The sequence below is a fragment of the Nostoc sp. genome (assembly GCF_036917775.1).
Lineage (GTDB): Bacteria > Cyanobacteriota > Cyanobacteriia > Cyanobacteriales > Nostocaceae > Nostoc.
Map to the genome: position 1 here is coordinate 24,897 of NZ_JBALEQ010000040.1, position 16,329 is coordinate 41,225.

The 16,329-nt window shown below is 39.7% G+C and carries 15 protein-coding genes, 2 tRNA genes and 1 pseudogene; 7 read left to right on the plus strand and 11 right to left on the minus strand.

Features of this window, described 5'->3' with window-relative positions; translation table 11 throughout:
- Positions 1-55 precede the first annotated feature (55 nt).
- Positions 56-1,651 (plus strand): DGQHR domain-containing protein, encoded by a 1,596-nt coding sequence (locus tag V7K69_RS06665; protein ID WP_335032534.1) that lies wholly within the window; start codon positions 56-58, stop codon positions 1,649-1,651.
- Between the two features lie 170 nt (positions 1,652-1,821).
- On the plus strand, positions 1,822-2,961 hold the full coding sequence (locus V7K69_RS06670; protein WP_335032536.1) for a DNA sulfur modification protein DndB: 1,140 nt from the start codon (positions 1,822-1,824) through the stop codon (positions 2,959-2,961).
- A gap of 12 nt (positions 2,962-2,973) precedes the next feature.
- On the opposite strand, the gene V7K69_RS06675 is transcribed toward V7K69_RS06670, so the two are convergent.
- The 8 genes from V7K69_RS06675 to argF all read right to left on the minus strand — a co-directional run bounded on the left by V7K69_RS06675 (position 2,974) and on the right by argF (position 10,276).
- A complete protein-coding gene (locus V7K69_RS06675) occupies positions 2,974-3,447 on the minus strand; it encodes a DNA phosphorothioation-associated protein 4 (RefSeq protein ID WP_335032538.1) in 474 nt (157 codons plus the stop codon).
- Positions 3,448-3,605: 158 nt separating this feature from the next.
- Positions 3,606-3,848, minus strand: a complete 243-nt coding sequence (locus tag V7K69_RS06680; RefSeq protein ID WP_335032540.1) for a hypothetical protein — start codon at positions 3,846-3,848, stop codon at positions 3,606-3,608.
- A gap of 3 nt (positions 3,849-3,851) precedes the next feature.
- Positions 3,852-4,415 carry a Uma2 family endonuclease gene (locus tag V7K69_RS06685; protein ID WP_335032542.1) on the minus strand — a complete coding sequence of 188 codons (564 nt, stop codon included), beginning with the start codon at positions 4,413-4,415 and terminating at the stop codon, positions 3,852-3,854.
- Positions 4,416-4,426: 11 nt separating this feature from the next.
- Complete coding sequence (locus tag V7K69_RS06690; RefSeq protein WP_335032544.1) at positions 4,427-6,499, minus strand: AAA family ATPase; 2,073 nt, start codon at positions 6,497-6,499, stop codon at positions 4,427-4,429.
- Positions 6,496-6,669, minus strand: coding sequence for a hypothetical protein (locus tag V7K69_RS06695; RefSeq protein WP_335032546.1), 174 nt, complete (start codon positions 6,667-6,669; stop codon positions 6,496-6,498). The genes V7K69_RS06690 and V7K69_RS06695 overlap by 4 nt, the downstream gene beginning before the upstream one ends.
- Positions 6,670-6,995: 326 nt before the next feature.
- Positions 6,996-8,477, minus strand: a complete 1,482-nt coding sequence (locus tag V7K69_RS06700) for a DNA phosphorothioation system restriction enzyme (RefSeq protein WP_335032548.1) — start codon at positions 8,475-8,477, stop codon at positions 6,996-6,998.
- A 76-nt stretch (positions 8,478-8,553) separates the two neighbouring features.
- Positions 8,554-9,159 carry a transcriptional repressor LexA gene (lexA, locus tag V7K69_RS06705; protein ID WP_012410809.1) on the minus strand — a complete coding sequence of 202 codons (606 nt, stop codon included), beginning with the start codon at positions 9,157-9,159 and terminating at the stop codon, positions 8,554-8,556.
- 196 nt (positions 9,160-9,355) lie between these two features.
- Entirely contained in the window at positions 9,356-10,276 is a 921-nt protein-coding gene (gene argF / locus V7K69_RS06710) for an ornithine carbamoyltransferase (protein ID WP_335032550.1), read from the minus strand.
- A gap of 346 nt (positions 10,277-10,622) precedes the next feature.
- On the opposite strand from argF, the gene V7K69_RS06715 reads away from it, so the two are divergent.
- Together V7K69_RS06715 and V7K69_RS06720 are read left to right on the plus strand one after the other, a co-directional pair.
- Positions 10,623-10,694: transfer RNA gene (locus V7K69_RS06715), tRNA-Thr, on the plus strand.
- A 442-nt stretch (positions 10,695-11,136) separates the two neighbouring features.
- Positions 11,137-11,766: a Uma2 family endonuclease gene (locus V7K69_RS06720; protein WP_335032552.1), complete on the plus strand. Its 630-nt coding sequence runs from the start codon at positions 11,137-11,139 to the stop codon at positions 11,764-11,766.
- 64 nt (positions 11,767-11,830) lie between these two features.
- Here V7K69_RS06720 and V7K69_RS06725 read toward each other — a convergent pair.
- Positions 11,831-12,010 (minus strand): annotated as a pseudogene (locus tag V7K69_RS06725) (DUF4351 domain-containing protein); the annotation flags it as partial.
- Between the two features lie 222 nt (positions 12,011-12,232).
- Positions 12,233-12,856 (minus strand): orotate phosphoribosyltransferase, encoded by a 624-nt coding sequence (pyrE, locus tag V7K69_RS06730; protein ID WP_335032554.1) that lies wholly within the window; start codon positions 12,854-12,856, stop codon positions 12,233-12,235.
- A 106-nt stretch (positions 12,857-12,962) separates the two neighbouring features.
- On the opposite strand from pyrE, the gene V7K69_RS06735 reads away from it, so the two are divergent.
- Positions 12,963-13,397 carry a hypothetical protein gene (locus V7K69_RS06735; protein WP_335032556.1) on the plus strand — a complete coding sequence of 145 codons (435 nt, stop codon included), beginning with the start codon at positions 12,963-12,965 and terminating at the stop codon, positions 13,395-13,397.
- Between the two features lie 130 nt (positions 13,398-13,527).
- On the opposite strand, the gene V7K69_RS06740 is transcribed toward V7K69_RS06735, so the two are convergent.
- Positions 13,528-13,600: transfer RNA gene (locus V7K69_RS06740), tRNA-Ile, on the minus strand.
- A gap of 290 nt (positions 13,601-13,890) precedes the next feature.
- On the opposite strand from V7K69_RS06740, the gene V7K69_RS06745 reads away from it, so the two are divergent.
- On the plus strand, positions 13,891-14,592 hold the full coding sequence (locus tag V7K69_RS06745) for a hypothetical protein (protein WP_335032558.1): 702 nt from the start codon (positions 13,891-13,893) through the stop codon (positions 14,590-14,592).
- Positions 14,593-14,698: 106 nt separating this feature from the next.
- Positions 14,699-16,096 carry a hemolysin family protein gene (locus V7K69_RS06750; RefSeq protein ID WP_335032560.1) on the plus strand — a complete coding sequence of 466 codons (1,398 nt, stop codon included), beginning with the start codon at positions 14,699-14,701 and terminating at the stop codon, positions 16,094-16,096.
- Positions 16,097-16,329 lie beyond the last annotated feature (233 nt).

Consider the following 16,329-nt stretch of genomic DNA (forward strand, 5'->3'; position numbering starts at 1 on the left):
ATACTCTAGACAATGTAAACTGCTTTATATTCTCTAGTTTTTAAAAATTAACAACATGAAAGACTCTGACTCAACTGCTGACATCGCTAGAGAATATCTGGAACGGGAAAACAAGGAAAAACAGGTACTATCTTTACTCCTGGAGAAGTTTTTAGGGAGAAAAGATCAGATTCTCGTGCAAAAAACCGAGATGGGTGGTACTGAGGCTTATGTTAGCTCTGTTACACTGGAATGGTTTGCAGGTCGGGTTCACTTCGCCTCTGGCTTACCTCTATTTCAAAAAAAGTATAATCCTGAAACTGATAATGTTGAGATTGACGCAGATAGCATTGATGAAATTCAGCAGCGTCCCCTTGATTGGTCACGTCAAGCGCCCCTAGTGCAATATTTAGCGGCTAGACACAACCATAAGTTTCCGCCAGTGTTGGTAGTAATTAATCAACCGTGGGTAGATAATCCCAAAGCTGCTGAGTGGGATAGTGAAGGACGCGCCACAAAGTCTACGACTGATTTCATCCCCCTAGATAAAGACAGTAAGGTAGGTCTGCTAAATATTTCTGAAGATGATGTAACTATTTATGCGTTAGATGGTCAACACCGATTAATGGGTGTACAGGGGTTGATGGAGTTAATTAAAACTCGCAAACTCCAGCGCTATAAAAAAGATAAAGGTGCTGATGACAGTTTTATAACAGTCAATGATTTGATAGAAAAGTACCAAGTAGACCTTGCTTACTTGCAAAATTTACCCAAGGAAAAAATTGGTATTGAGTTCATCTGTGCGGTAGCGGCTGGGGAAACTCGCACTGAGGCGAGGCGGAGGGTGAGATCGATTTTTGTTCATGTTAACCTGATGGCTGCACCGTTAACTAAAGGTCAGCTAACACAGTTGAATGAAGATGATGGTTTTGCGATCGTTGCTAGAAAAATTGCAGTTACACATCCACTATTAGAACAACGACAAGAGCGCAATCCTCGTGTTAATTGGAATAGTGCAACAGTCGCTTCCAATTCTACAGTTTTGACGACTTTGCAAGCTCTCCAAGATATGTCTGAGCGATATTTAGTTCATAAGTTTCCTCACTGGAAACCCTTGGAGAAAGGTCTAATTCCCATGCGTCCAGAGGATGAAGAAATTGAGCAGGGAATTGAGGAATTTAAAAAGCTATTTGATTCTTTGGCTAGTCTTTCTAGTTATAAAATTTTAGAACACGAGGATACACCAGCTTTACGGCGCTTCAGCTTTGAGAAAGATGGAGGTGAAGGAAATATGCTTTTCCGTCCAGTTGCTCAAGTTGCATTAGCGCAAGCTTTGGGAATTTTGGTTTTTAAAAAAGGTTTTTCCCTCGCAGATATTTTTAAGAAACTGCGGAAGTTTGACCAGCAAGGTGGTTTTAGTGGTATGGAATATCCCCAATCTCTCTGGTATGGGGTTTTATATGACCCAAATAAAAAGCGTGTACAGGTTGCTGGACGAGATTTAGCGGCGAAGTTATTGGTTTATATCCTTGGTGGAATTCAGGAACAGATGGAACGTGCTGAACTGCGTAAAGCTTTGGCGGATGCTAGGACTGTGGAAGGTAAAACTATAAGTTTTGATGGCGAGTTTGTTGAACCCAAGGAGGTAGGACTACCACATATTTTGAACTAACAAAGCTAGGTATGGATTTTTCGGTGTGGTTTATACCGATGCTACAGTTCAGAATGGTTGCATATCATGTTTCTTAACATCTGCCAATTGGTATAAATATTTATATGGCTCAAACAAACGAGGATAGCAACAATAGTGTTTCGCCAGAGATTAAAGCTAAGTTTAGTACCTTGATTGCACAATTATTTGAAGACCATTATCGAGATTCCTGCTATCCAGGGCTGATTTTTCGCCAGGGAAAGCGGAAAATGTTGCAAATCAATATACCTGCTAGGGACTTTCCCGCTCTTTTGGTAATAAAACCCGCTCATGGAAATGATCCTGATTCAGGTAAACAACGCCCAGAAGTACCAGGTCATGCTGAGGAAATAAAAAACTATATTATTGAGCAAGCCCAAAAAGAAAAACCTTGGATTCTGGGAACACTGACGGCAAATGTACCCCTAGAGAAAATAACAATTCTCGAATTGGGTAGGGGTATTTGTATAGTTGTCATTCCTCGTGGAGTTAAGTTAGACATTACAGATGGACAACATCGTAAGAGCGCTATTCAGAAGTTGATAGAAGGCGATGCAAGTTACTTAATTAGTGATGATGATTTCCCAATTACACTGGTTTTAGAAGAAGACCTTAATCAGTGTAAAAAAGATTTTCGAGATATGGCTCAAACGAGAAAACTAGATCAAGCATTGCTGTTATCATATGGGGTATTTGAAGGTCGTGTTGGTATTACTAAAAAGCTGGTCGAAGAAGTACACATATTTTATAAAAAAACAGATAAAATTCACGATGCTCCACGTCTAAAAGATAAATTTATTTACACAAATAACTTCATAGCCAGGGCTGTAAGTTGTGCTTTTACAAAAAATCCTGATTCTGAACTTCAAGACTATGATGTAGAGATTTCATCTAATGCTCTAGCTAATTGTCTCAATAAATTTTTCTTTGAATGCAGTAATACAAGATATATTGCTGAAACAAAAGCAGATGATTTGACTGTTGCTGAGATCAGAAAATTTAAGGATGAATCTCTACTGGGAGTAAGTGTTGGTCTAGAAGTTTTGAGTCGATTGCTATACTTTACTTACAATAAAGACAGCAATTATTTTGATGAAGGGAAAGTTTCCCAACTTGCACAGATAGGTTGGACAAGAGATAATCCAATTTGGGAGAATAATTTGATTAGGATAGACCCTAACCCAAAAAATCCAGATAAGCGTTATAAACTCTCTACTGGTGCAAATGCAGTAACCGAGGCAGTTAAGACGATAAAATCTAGACTAGGTTGGATAGAAAATCCTTCTTCTTGAGGATGCCCTAATTCAAGAGAGGAATTTGGTCAGATCAAATTCCTCGTCTTGTTTCTCTTCGTTCATTCGCTCATAACTAAGAAACAATAAAATTCGCTCTGCATAATCTACTGACCCACGCAACTCATTTTGTAATATTTCCAATCCACCATTAGCGTACTCTTCAAATATATGATTACGTTGTCTTTCATATTCTTCTTCATTAAGAGATAGTGTTTTAATATCTTTAGTTTCATTAATTGCTAATAATTTTATTAAAATATCATTTCCCATTGAGGCAAAATACTCTATCCTGATTGGCGATGGTTCCCTTTTAGAAATCTCTCCCAAAGCCACACGCCTTTTATGCTTTGCACCCAAAGCTGCTGCAAACACAATCACATCAGCAAAAGTATTAAAAGGGCCTGTTCCACCATCTGAAGATGTTAAATCTTTCACCAACTCAGCCTTATCTTTAGCAACCCTAATTCTGCCAGTTTCCGCCATTGTTTTAATATCTACATTGTTGCTATTTTAACCGAAAGTTGGAAGTGATAGTAATTATTAGCGCATTATTTTATACTGGTATGTGGGCGATCGCTTAAACAAACAAATTATCCAGTAACATAGTCCATCCTGGTACTGCCGGTTCAGCTTCGGCGACCTCACCACGATGGATGATACACGTGCGGTTCTTCAGGATTACTAGCACGATATACTCTAATAACTTCCTCTTTGAGTACATCTACATCCCAAACTACCAACGTACCATCTGCAAAATAATCACAGCCTTTACTAGCCATATCTTTCTCAGCCTTGTCGCCGTAATCATTAGTTAACGATAATCTGAATTTAAGAATCTTCTCTTCCGTCTGCATTCTCTGCGCCTTGGCGGTTCGTTTCTTCAAAACTTATATTGCAACATCCTCATAAACCAAAGAAATAGGAAAGCGAAAATCAACGCTAGTTAAATTAACCTCATCCCCTTCTTCATAAGGATGTAATTCCCAAATTCCTTTATCATTTATACGAAAGCAATCTAAACTGATTTTTTCAGCATCAACGAGAACATATTCTTGTAAAGTCTGAATACGCCGATACTGAATAAATTTACGACCTCTATCGTAAGCTTCTGTACTAGGGGAAAGAACCTCAATAATTAAACAAGGATACTGTATAAATTTAATAGCTTGTTTATCTCTTGGATGACAACTCACCACAACATCCGGGTAGTGAAAAGACCCTTTCTCTGATACACCTACTTTTGCATCTGCTATGTTGACACGACACGCACCCCCTCGAAGGTGGCTTTTTAATGCCGAAGCCAAGTTGAAAGCTATATCATTATGGGGAATAGTGCCTCCAGTCATAGCGAAGACTTCACCATTGATATATTCGTATTTAATCTCTTGGTGTTCTTCCCATTTTAAGTATTCCTGTGGAGTCATATACTTTCCGTCTGGACTCGCAACCATAACTTTATCCTTTAAACATTACGTTCAACCGCGATAATTTCAGTATACTCAAACTCATTCGGACTTTGTTTCACCAAAGGATATCTTTCTCCACCCAACTCAATATAATCTTGTTCGCAATCTGGCTTAGAAGAATAATACGTAAGCACATATTCTCTCCCAATTCTGTTTGTTATCTCTGCTTCAACTTCACCCCGCCATTGAGTTTTAGTAACTAAAACTATCAACTGATTCGCTAATTGGGGAATTGTCTTCGCAATGTGTCGCCGCGAATTCTCATCCAAACTACCGAAGGGGGAATCCATGACAATTGGGAAAGTGCTACTATCAGGAATCATCATCATTTTTCGTTTCTCACTCCATTCCCTTACTTTGTCAATGATGCTGGCAATAAAGGATAAACTGAGAATTTGATTTTCGCCCGTAGATGCTGCAACGGGTGCTTCTATCCCTGTAGTATTTTCTACTAATGTTAGTTCATATTTTTCACTAATTTTAGGAATGTATGGAGTTACAGAAATCTCCATAAATATCTCTTGTACTCGCTTTTCTAGTTGCAGGCGAAATTGTTGCTCTTGACGATTTCTAACTTCCGTTAACCGTTCAATTGCATCTTGAGTGGCGTTAATTCGTCGCTGTGCTAAAGTTTGCTTGTCTTCATTCAGCTTTTGCTTGGCAATTTGTTTGTTCAAACCTTCAATCTCAGTTGTAAGTTGAGCAATTTGCTGCTGATTTGCACCTTGTTCTCGATTCAATTCATCAATTTTACTTTCAATTTCATCTAACCGTTTTTGTAAACTGCTAATTTCTTCATTAGCATCTTTTCGCAACCGTTCTTGAATATTATCTAAATCACCTTCAATTTGAGATATACTTTGCCTTAACTGATTAATTCTACTTTGTTCTCTATCAACTTCTTCCCAAAATCCTATAGCTTGCTTATCAATTTCATCTACTTGAGCTATCATCCGAATTGCAGTTTCTTCCACCGCCGAGGAACCGGCTTTATTTAACCAAGTAGTCACATGAGTATGAGAATGATTACCCTCATGTAATTCTGCGCCACAAATACAGCGCTGAGAATTGAGTAAATCATTCACAAATTCTCGTGAAATTCCTGATGTTAACTCGCCGCGCTGCTTCAAATCATTAATAATTCCTCGAAACTGGGATGTAGTTTCTGAGAGTAAAACTGTATAACCCCGCGCGGAGATAACTTTCTTCAGCGCTTGCTTCGTTTTTTTATATTCTTCTTGATTCGCCGTCTTCTGCGATTCTAAATCCTGCCATCTTTCTTGCAATTCTTTAGCAGCACTTAATTCTCGTAAACGATTACTTGTCTCTTTTTTAAAAGTTTGTTGATATTCTAACTCTTCTTTAATTTCAGTTTGTCGTTTGGTAATGCGTTCACGCTCTCGTTCTATCTTTTCTTGCTGTCGCAACAGTTGTTTAATTTCAGAATCACCAATAGCTTTCAACTCATTTTCTAGAGTTTTTTTGGCATCTCCCAAATGTTTTATGGAACGGTTGATTACTTCCACACCCAAGAAAATTTTTGTAGCTTCAGCAATTTCAGCTTTTTTATCAGAACGGACTATTCCTTCAATTCGTTCGCCGTCAAAGAAAAAATATTGATGTAAAGTAGCGGGTAAAATTTGATTAATTATATCGTCTGGTTGCTGAGTTGGTATATTCCATTTACCATCATCTGCACCAACCCACATGGTTAATTGAGTTTTGCTAGCGTCAAAATCACCTTCGTTTTTATAACCCCGACAGGCGCGTTTAACTCGATAGCGTTTACCTTCATGTTCCCAGCCAATCTCTACCCAACATTCTACAGCTTGACCTTTTTGAGCCTCTGCGATCGCACGCTTATTAACTAACTGTTCTATCGATGCAAACGCCGCACTAAATTTATCATACAATACCCACGTAAAGGCATTTAGTAAACTGGTTTTACCAGAACCATTATTGCCATGAATAATTGTCGTATTCTGAATATCTCCAGCAGCCAGAAGCATCTCTGGTGTCGTACCATAAAAGGAGCGAAAGTTGCATAGCTTAATTGAAGTCAGCTTCATCGCACCTCTTCCTTAATAATTTTCAAAATATCCTCATTAATAGGGCCATTACTTTTCTTATCTAGCCTGCCTTTTTCTAGCTTCCATACCCGCTCAATAATTCGTTGTACTTCCGGCGGAGCGCTGTTTATTGGCTCTTGCACATCATCGATATTCGCATCTTGTGACATCTTCGGTTTGGAAATATAGTTTTTCTATATTTTAACTTTCTCTAGTACTGCATTTACCTCCGTAAAGCCACTGTTAGCGTTATCTTTAATTTTGTAAAAACTATTTTTTTAAATTTATACTTTTCGTTGAAAAAAGACTTTATTATTGAATTGTCTTCTGTTATTTTTAATATTAAAATCTAGATAATAATGGGATGTAAATAAAAATTTTAAAACTACTTACATCCCATTATTATCAAACTCATAATTTTATTATTTCATACTTAATGCTTGTTTTTTCAAAACTCGAAAAATTTTACAAAATAATACAACTATATAGTTCATCATCAAATATCTAATAAACCATATCGCTTTTGTAAATCAAGTAACTTCATTCTTGCTTCTCCTGCGTTATCAGCTAAATCAGCAAACTCCACAAAGCGGCGCAATTCCTTTTTTAACAGATTGCGCTCAACTTCTATAGTTTCTCTATCTAAGTCTGGTGGTAAAACAATCATGTCAAATATAGTGGCGCGTTCTTTAGCCGGATGAGGACGTAAAACTCGCCCCCGTCGTTGAATAAATTGGCGAGGATTACCAGAACTTGATAAAATTACCGCAGTTTGAATTGCTGGAATATCGACACCTTCATCTAAACAGCGAATTGCGACTAAACCTTGCAACTCTCCACTTTCAAATTGATGGCGCAATATTTCTCGTTCTTGTAAAGTTGTTTGGGCTGTATAGGTGCTTACCTTGTATCCCAAATCCACGCCCAGAATTTTAGCAACAGCTTTAACTTGGCGTAGAGATGAACGTTGTCCCGCATCTTGAGAACCATCACTACAGTAAAAAAGTGTGTGAGTCGTTTCGCGGCGAGTAATCATTAAATCTCGCAAAGCATTTAATTTATTTTCCGCCGTACCAATTAATCTTGCCCTTTGCATCAACAAGGGTTTTAAATCTTCATTGTCTTCAAAACTTCCTGCTTGTCCATTTTCTCTATCTCGGTAAAGTAGCGATCGCCCAATTCTTTTAGTTAACTTTAAATAGGCAATACTCTCTGCTTCAGTTAACTCCACCAGCACCGGATAATACAAATAATGTACTAAAGCACCTTGAGCGATCGCATCCCTCAAAGTAAACTCCGGTTGCAAAACTGGGCCAAAATAATCAAATAGAGATTGCGTCCCAAAATCATCAAAATATCTCTCCGGTGTGGCAGATAAAGCCAGTCTCAAACCCACACTGCGCGGTAAACTTTCTTCTAACTTAGGTGCGCCTAAATTATGCGCTTCATCCCCAATAATTAAAGTTTTGGCGGGAAAATATTTGAATTGAGACTGAAAACCATCTCCAATTAAAGTGGAGTTCGTAGTAATTACCGTGACAAACCGTTGAGAACCAGAACGCAGATTATAAATTTGCGTCGAAAGTTGACTTTGCCAAGTGCGTAAATTCTCAAAGGCTAAAATGGGTTGCAAATTAAATTTTTCACATTCTCGCGCCCATTGGGTAACGAGATGGCGATAGGGACACACCACCACCAGAACTTGTAAATTAATCTGCTGATATAATTCGCAAGCGATCGCTAGTGCGGTAATCGTCTTACCACTACCAGTAGCCATTTTCAGCGTGCCTCTACCATTGTTAGTAAACCAGCTAGCGATCGCTTGACGCTGATATTGTCGCAATTGCAGAGACACAGGCATTCTTGGGCATCCTGGTAATGGTTGCGGAGTGTAATAACTGCCCTTACTTTCCCTTGCAAACGGTAATTTCAACCGGAAAGTGGGCAGTTGCTGCACTGGATTTTTCGTCAGGTACATATTCATTTAGTCATTGGTCATTGGTCATTGGTCATTGGTACTTATGTTTCCCATTCCCCATTCCCCATTCCCCAATTCAGTTGTAACCACGCCAAACACCAATGAGTGAACCTTGCACCTGTACTTGCATAGCACTGACTTCGATGGGATTGTACTTAGGATTTGCTGGTTTGAGGGTGACGCGATCGCCTTGGCGATAAAAACGTTTTAATGTTGTACCAAATCCATCAACTCTGGCGGCGACGATAGTACCATTTTTCAAATGATTTGGTTCTGCTACTGGACGCAGAAATACCACATCACCATCAGTAATTAAATCTTCAATCATGCTATCGCCAGCTACCCGCAAAGCGTAAGTTTGGGGAGGTAAATCGAAATTAGAAAAGTCTAAATGATCTACAGCATCAGTAAACGGTTCTATTAAACCACCAGCAGCGATCGTGCCCAAAATTGGTACACCTTGCTTAACAGGACGCAAAATCCGAATTGTTCGCGCTTGTCCTTCAGTCCATTCTATATATCCCTTAGTGCGTAAATGCTCTAAACGACTTTGAATTGGTGCTGGTGACTTCAAGTTCATCGCTTGCATCATTTGCCGAATAGAAGGCGAATGCTGGTGCGTTCTGATGTATTCTGCTAACCATTCGTAAAGTTCTTGTTGAGCTTCCGTTAGACGTTCCATAAATTTGTGGGAAGTAATTATTAATGTCTCTAGAACATTAGTACTACAAAAAACTCCCCATAACAAGAGAAAAGTAAAAATATGAAAGGCAAAAGCAAAATTATTTTCTTCTCTTTTGCCTTTTGACAAATAAGAATATAACAGGGTACAGGTTACAAGGAAGAAAACTATACCCTATCTCTTGTGCCCTATTCCCTTACTCTGCCCCTAAGAGACTGGCAAGCAAAGCTTTTTGAGCGTGTAAGCGATTTTCTGCCTGTTCCCAAACTTTTGATTGAGAACCTTCAATAACTGCCTCAGTAATTTCTTCACCACGATGGGCTGGTAAGCAGTGTAAAACAATTGCCTCTGGATCAGCAAGACTCAATAGCTGTTCCGAAATTTGGTAAGGCTGGAAAATTGGCATCCGATTATCGGCTTCAGATTCTTGCCCCATACTTGCCCAAACATCAGTATAAAGTACAGTAGAACCCTTAGCTGCTAATTCGGGATCGTGAGTGACAAGGACTTCCGTTTTGTTATTAGCGATCGCTCTTGCTTGTTCTACAATCTGAGAATCTGGCTCATATCCGCTAGGAGTAGCAATTCTGACATTCATCCCCACCAAAGCACAGCCCAACATCAGAGAATTAGCCATATTATTGCCATCACCCACGTAGGTTAAAGTTAACCCAGCAAGGGTGTTAAAGCTTTCTTGAATCGTCAATAAATCAGCTAATACCTGACAAGGATGTTCTGCATCGGTAAGCGCATTAATTACCGGAATCTTGGCATATTGAGCAAAAGTTTCTAAATCCTGCTGTGCAAAAGTGCGAATTGCCAAAATATCCAGGTATCTGTCTAACACCCGCGCCGTATCCTGTAAAGGTTCCCCGCGACTAACTTGAGTGACATTAGGATTGAGATCAATTACCTGTCCACCCAGTTGGTACATCGCCACAGTGAAACTTACCCGTGTGCGAGTTGAAGCTTTGGAGAACAACAACCCTAAAACCTTATTACACTGCAACTTCAGTTGTTGTGATTTAAGTTGAGTTGCCAATTGTAGGAGTTCTTGAAGTTCAGTAGGACTGATGTCCGCTAGACTTAATAAATCTCGTCCGAGCAATGCTGCCATGCTTATAATCTGTAAAAAATAATTATATATTTCTGTCCCTTTATTCAGCTGTGCTAGGAAAATCCAGTTTTGGAACTGACGAGATATTTTTGCGTTCAGCCCAGGATTTGAGTTAGCTTTTGGTATGGATATTAATTTATCAACTTTATCAGTGATTGCAATCACTACAATTGCAACGCCAACTCAACCATCTAGGCACACAAAACCCGTGATATTGCCAAAATCTCTGGTCTTTTAGTCTAATTGAGCAACAGGGAGATATTTTTTAGCAATTACAGCTAGACAAATAAATTGATTATGGTACAATAAGAAATTGTGGTTGCTACTTAGATAATCAAGTAAAATTGCCAGCATAGCACAGTGGTAGTGCATCCGACTTGTAATCGGAAGGTCGCGAGTTCAAATCCCGCTGCTGGCTTTAAGTATACATAAAAATTTGAGTTGTCGATTGTGTAAGGGAATTCAGCCCATTGGCGATCTACTGGAGTGCATCATGTCCTAAAACTTCTGCAAGGAAATGAAAGGACAAATTGAACGAGCATCCTCCAGAATATCTATGGGAGAGAATCGCAGGTTGAACAGATTGTTGACAAAATTCTGGCTGAATTACCTGACGAGTAGCAGTTATGACAAGCGATTTTGGCAAAGTTGAGTGAACGGATTTTAATTTCTGATTTGCCAGAGACGGTTACTAAAATTGAAGAAAAGCTAACTGATGAAAATATCAAGGGAAAAAATTTCGGTTAAAAGAAGCATTACAGAAAAAAGAAGAATACAAGATCCCCGACTTCTTAGAGAAGTCGGGGATCTGAACCTCTCAAAATTACGAAATATATCCACACAATTTTGGAGCAGTGACAATGTTAGGTTTACTAGCAAAATTGAGCAAATGGGAAGAATTAACCAGTCAACCCGCTTTAAAAAACATTGATTCTGACCAAATTTTACTCATGAATGGGATTAACTGGAATATATATGAGACACTATTAAAAAGTTGTGAAAATACTTCTCATTATCGTTTTAAATATTTAGAAGGTACTTTAGAAATAATGTCACCTAGCCGTCGCCATGAGGTCGATAAAAAGATCATTGCTTTACTGTTGGAAATCTATTTTTTAGAAAAAGGTATTGATTTTTATCCTTTAGGTTCAACTACTTTTAGAAGAGAAGCAGCAGCTAGAGGTATAGAACCAGATGAATGTTATTGTTTTAATTCTGAAAAACCTGTTCCCGATCTGGCAATTGAAATAGTTGTAACCAGTGGAGGAATAGATGATTTATTAATTTATCAAGGCTTAGGTGTACCGGAAGTTTGGTTTTGGCAGAATAATCAATTTTTATTATATTATCTGCGTGGTAATAGGTATGAGCAAATAACTAAAAGTGAACTTTTACCAGATTTGGATTTAAGCTTGTTGGCAAGTTTGGTTATGTCAGGTGAAAAACCAAAAGATTTAGTCTCAAAGTTCCGTGAAAGCATTCGTAGATGAAATTTGAGCTAGTAGGTTGAGTTACGCTACGCTCCACCCAACCTAAAAAACGGCTGATGATTGATTATCCTTGTTGTTGGTTTAACCAAGCTTCTAAATCAGCAATATTAGAAAAGTCTAATATTGCTTCTCCTAGAGTTTCTAATTGTTCAATCGATAATCCTTTAATTCGCTCGATTAGTGATTCATTAATTTCCCCAATACGGCAATTGAGCAGACGTATAATTAAATGTTGTTCTCCTTCTGCAAGCGATAAATCTTGCGGAAAATATAATTGAGGGAGCGTTAAGAATTGGGATTGGGAAATTTACAACTAAAGAAGAAATCGAAAAAGCATTTTTTGCGATCGCCAGTGCAGTAAAGGCTATTTTGAGCCTAAAATAATAAAACCCTTATTAGGGCTTTAAGAGTAATATTTTATATTACATAAATGTGTCAAATTGTCAAAAATTTTGGCAAGCGACACTTATGATTTCGCAAGTTGTCGGTAGCGTTCCTGAACTTCTTGAATCGAAAACAAAGTTTCAAACTTTAACCCAGCTGACTGATACAACTCACCTCCACCTTGTTGTCGGTCTACCAGGGAAATTATTTGATTAACGGTATAACCTGCATCTTTAAGACGCTCAACCGCTTTCAGAGCAGATTGCCCAGTTGTCACCACATCTTCCAAAACTACTACTTTTGCACCTTCTGGTAAAGTGGGGCCTTCTATATAAGCTTTCGTTCCATAACCCTTAGCTTCCTTGCGAATAATCAGCGCTGGTATGGGTCGGTTTTCATAAACAGAAACTATACTCACTGCTGTCACCATTGGGTCAGCCCCCATCGTTAAACCTGCTACAGCCTGAGTATCTACAGGTAGTAAAGGAAACAACAATCGTCCAACAGCTAAAGCTCCTTGGGGGTGGAGTGTTACCTGCATCTTATTGACATAATAAGAACTATGTAGCCCCGAAGCGAGAACAAAATCACCCTCTTGATAAGCCCGTTGAGAAAATAAATCTAGTAGCTTGTGGCGCAAGGTTGTCAAATCAGGAGTGGTTGCCCAAATATCTGAATGGGTAAGAGTTTCAGTAGGATACGTCATTACAAAACATTAAAAGTTGTGCTACACCAAAGGTTGAACTCATCAGAGTTCTGAACTTAAGCATAAATTAAGATTCGCCCAAAACGAAAATTGAGGAGTCAGAAACGTGCGTATAAAATTTAAAACCTTTGGTGGTTTATTGGTGCTGCTTGCTGCTGGTATTGCTTTTCCCTCAGTTGCATTTGCCCAAACCGCAACCCCCAGAACTGAAACCACGAGTGATATATTTGAACGAGCTTTTTTTAGTCACGATCGCAATTTCTACGAAAATGGCAGCCTCAAGCGTCAGGTAGACTCACTTTTAGGATCTGGTTCTAGTTTCGGTGGTTCCTTCCCAGAAAATGAAATTGCCCGCGATGCTGAGTTGGTTAACACTTTATATCATGATGTCTTGACTCAGCAAGTTGGTAACGATCCTTATCTTCGCACCCCTGATTTACCAAATCCTTATGACACATCGCTGATCATGTCGCCTCGTTTGAATAGCGACAAACTCAAAGTGGGAACTGAATTCAGGTTTGAAACTTTACCACCTCGGTAAGATTAGCGAGTGGGGACTGGGGAGTGGGGAGCAAAGGACAATAATTACTCACCAACACTTCAGCAATGCTCAGTACAACTGCTCATACCCAATGCCCCATACCCTCTATTACTGCTTTTTGATGATTCAGTGCGCCCTGCTGGAATCGAACCAGCCTGAAGACGAATTATGAGTTCGTTGCCTCCCCAATCGGCCAAAGGCGCTTGTTTTGTTCGGATTCCTACGAGCCAATTATCTTGACTCTTTAAGTCAACCTTATTTGCTAATTTTAAAGTGAGGAAAATACTTCGTTCACTGACTTCAGCCAATTCCGTAATTATAGCATAAATTTACCACGTGTGAATACTGGACACTAGTTTACCAATTTTTTATACTACATAATTTAATCATGAAATAGTACAGACTAATATTGATTAAGTTCCTTTAAGGATTGAGGTCAAAAGCTTCAATATTCTTAAATAGACCAGCATTTTTATGTGATAGCTTATCAGCAATGAAAATAAATTCTACTGTACTTCTTACTTTAGTTTTGTTAATCCTGATGATGGGAGCAGGTTCTGTGAGCGCGTTTTTGGGGTTTGAACTGGGAAGTTCAGCACTTAAAGGCGTTACCGCACCCGATGGTCGTCCCACAACCAAATTTGCCAGCAATAAGGCAAATGCCTCTCAACAGGGAGGGCTAGTGCTATTAAAAGAGGATGAGATTCTGAAAGTTGTCAAGGCGCGAATTGATGGTAAGACCAAGGCTGCTAAATCGGAAAAACTAGAGGAAGATGACGAAGAAACCAATAGCAGCAAGCAGAAGCCAGAGGAAAAACCCCCAGAAGTGGTTGAAGAAAAACCCCTACCAGGCTTTCCAGTTACTGCCCAAAGTCAGGGTGTAACTATGACTGTGCAATCTGCTCGCTACTCTGGTGGTGACTTGCTACTGAAAGTGAAAATGCAGAATAAAGGTAAGGATTCTGTGCGCTTCCTGTATAGTTTTTTAGATGTTACCGATGATAAAGGACGAACCTTAAGCGCTAGTACAGAGGGTTTACCAACAGAATTGCCTGTCAATGGCCCGGCATTTTCAGGTACAGTGAGCATTCCCACAGCTTTACTTGATGATGTCAAGAAAATATCACTTGCTCTTACTGATTATCCTGCTCAACAATTGAAGCTAGAGGCATCGAATATTCCTGTGGGAAGGTAGATTGGGAATTGGGAATTGGGCATTGGGAATTGGGAATTGGGAATTGGGCACTGGTGATTATATGTTTTTTTACCATTCCCCATTCCCCATTCCCCATCCCCCGTAAATGGAGGGCGTGAGTTTTACACGAGCTTTGGCAGTGAGTGGTTTTCCTAATTTGATTTGGACGGATGTGGCGCTGCGGTTGTTGTCAGTGCTACTACTGATTGCCATAAATGCCTTTTTTGTGACGGCGGAATTTTCGATGGTGAGCGTGCGGCGATCGCGTATTCACCAGCTAGTTAAGGCTGGGGATATTCCAGCGATCGCTGTCGAAATGCTACAACGTAGTATTGACCGACTATTATCTACCACTCAGTTAGGCATTACCCTTTCTAGTTTGGCGCTGGGATGGATTGGCGAAAGCACAATTGTTGTGCTGGTAAATGTCTGGTTAAGATCCTGGCCTTTACCTAGTGGGATGACTAACTTCCTCGCCCATTCCCTATCAATTCCCATCGCTTTTTTCTTAATTGCCTATTTGCAAATTGTGGTCGGAGAACTATGTCCCAAATCCTTAGCCATGCTGTACTCAGAACAGCTAGCGAGGTTTTTGGGGCCTTCGGTAAAAGCGATCGTGCGTTTTTTTGGCCCCTTCATCTGGATTCTCAACCAATCAACTCGTTTTTTATTGCGGATTTTTGGTATCCAATACACAGGTCAAGGCTGGAGGCCGCCTGTAACTCCTGAAGAATTGCAACTGATTATCTCTACAGAATGGGGATCTACTGGTTTACAGCGTGCGGAACGAGAACTTCTCAATAATGTCTTTGAGTTTGGGGATGTCATGGCCCAAGATGTGATGATCCCGCGCACCAGTATTATCACGCTGCCAAAAGATGCTACCTTCCAGATATTACTTAGAGAAATGGCTGCTACTGGTTACTCACGCTACCCCGTGATTGGTGAATCTTTAGACGATGTTCGCGGCATTATTTATTTTAAAGATTTGGCACAACCTTTAGCTGTGGGAAAGCTCAGTTTAGAGACACAGATCCAACCTTGGATGCGTCCCGCTCGGTTTGTTCCCGAACATACGCCCTTGAGTGAACTTTTGCCCATGATGCAGCAAGAGAAACCCGCTATGGTCATGGTAGTAAATGAATTTGGCGGTACTGTAGGACTCGTGACAATCAAAGATGTCATTGCCGAAATCATCGGCGATGCAAGCGAACCTGAAAGCAGTGACGACTTACTGATTCAGATGTTAGATGAGCAGAAATTTTTGGTGCAAGCACAAATCAACCTCGAAGACCTCAATGAGGTTTTGCATCTCAATTTACCCCTGACCAGAGAATATCAAACATTAGGAGGCTTTTTGTTGTATCAGTTACAAAAAATTCCGGCCAAAGGTGAAACCTTCTGTTATGAAAATCTCGAATTCACTGTGGTATCAATTGTTGGCCCACGCCTGCATCAAATTCAACTGCGACGCTTGGAGGAAGTGGGGGGAGCAGGGGAGTAGGGAGTAGAGGGCAGGGGGCAGGGAGCAGGGGGCAGGGGGAGAATTTGTAACTCCTAACTATTACTCAGCACTTAGCACTCGGAACTGTTTTGTTCTATGCCCAATGCCCAATGCCCAATTCCCAATTCCCAATGCCCACTAACGCTCTTTTATTACTCTCGTGAGAGTATAATTAATTACTAAGAGTTTAACTTAGCAAGGGTATTTAATTGGGTTCAAGAACGGCTACCTCC

What these genes read in the sequence shown, in the direction of transcription:
- V7K69_RS06685 (WP_335032542.1), bottom strand. Translation starts at nt 4,415, where the DNA reads ATGGTTGCGAGTCCAGACGGAAAGTATATGACTCCACAGGAATACTTA.
- V7K69_RS06720 (WP_335032552.1), top strand. Translation starts at nt 11,137, where the DNA reads ATGTTAGGTTTACTAGCAAAATTGAGCAAATGGGAAGAATTAACCAGT.
- V7K69_RS06700 (WP_335032548.1), bottom strand. Translation starts at nt 8,477, where the DNA reads ATGTACCTGACGAAAAATCCAGTGCAGCAACTGCCCACTTTCCGGTTG.
- V7K69_RS06750 (WP_335032560.1), top strand. Translation starts at nt 14,699, where the DNA reads ATGGAGGGCGTGAGTTTTACACGAGCTTTGGCAGTGAGTGGTTTTCCT.
- lexA (WP_012410809.1), bottom strand. Translation starts at nt 9,159, where the DNA reads ATGGAACGTCTAACGGAAGCTCAACAAGAACTTTACGAATGGTTAGCA.
- V7K69_RS06745 (WP_335032558.1), top strand. Translation starts at nt 13,891, where the DNA reads ATGAAAATAAATTCTACTGTACTTCTTACTTTAGTTTTGTTAATCCTG.
- V7K69_RS06690 (WP_335032544.1), bottom strand. Translation starts at nt 6,499, where the DNA reads ATGAAGCTGACTTCAATTAAGCTATGCAACTTTCGCTCCTTTTATGGT.
- V7K69_RS06695 (WP_335032546.1), bottom strand. Translation starts at nt 6,669, where the DNA reads ATGTCACAAGATGCGAATATCGATGATGTGCAAGAGCCAATAAACAGC.
- V7K69_RS06675 (WP_335032538.1), bottom strand. Translation starts at nt 3,447, where the DNA reads ATGGCGGAAACTGGCAGAATTAGGGTTGCTAAAGATAAGGCTGAGTTG.
- pyrE (WP_335032554.1), bottom strand. Translation starts at nt 12,856, where the DNA reads ATGACGTATCCTACTGAAACTCTTACCCATTCAGATATTTGGGCAACC.
- V7K69_RS06665 (WP_335032534.1), top strand. Translation starts at nt 56, where the DNA reads ATGAAAGACTCTGACTCAACTGCTGACATCGCTAGAGAATATCTGGAA.
- argF (WP_335032550.1), bottom strand. Translation starts at nt 10,276, where the DNA reads ATGGCAGCATTGCTCGGACGAGATTTATTAAGTCTAGCGGACATCAGT.